General features: G+C 32.3%; 1 protein-coding gene. It reads right to left on the bottom strand.

Annotation, left to right across the window (positions count from 1 at the left end):
• On the bottom strand, positions 1 to 496 hold a 496-nt coding region (locus tag H2280_RS08500), incomplete at both ends, for an AMP-binding protein (RefSeq protein WP_337216266.1).

The following is a 496-nucleotide window of genomic DNA, read 5'->3' on the forward strand; positions in this document are numbered from 1 at the left end:
AGAAGTTCTGTATTTTTACAAGCTTTACCTATAGGTAAGAGTTCATCATCTTTGAAAGGGCGGTTAATGATGTAGTAGGTACAAACATCTGTGATTTCAGTAGGACCATAAAGATTAGCAAATAAGGTATTAGGTAGATGTTTTCTCCAAATGTTTAATTGTTTATTAGGCATGATTTCGCCACAAAAGAGTATTTTTTTGAGATTTTTTGAAGAAAAATTATCCAAAGCTTCGGTGTTCGCAAAATAAATCAACACTGAAGGCACCCAAAAGATTGTACTCACTTTTTCTTGTTCTAAGCATTGTAAGACTTTAGCAGGAAAAGCAAAGACATGATTAGGGATGATGTGTAAAGTTGCACCCACTTTTACACTTGAAAAAATATCTAAAACACTATTATCAAAATAAAATGGAGCTTGATTAGCTAAAATTTCATTCTCATCAAAATGAAAAGTTTCACACACCCAAAACGTATAATCAATCACACTCTTGTGAG

It is taken from the genome of Campylobacter sp. 2457A, assembly GCF_020135895.1.
In the GTDB taxonomy this organism is placed as follows: Bacteria; Campylobacterota; Campylobacteria; order Campylobacterales; family Campylobacteraceae; genus Campylobacter_D; species Campylobacter_D taeniopygiae.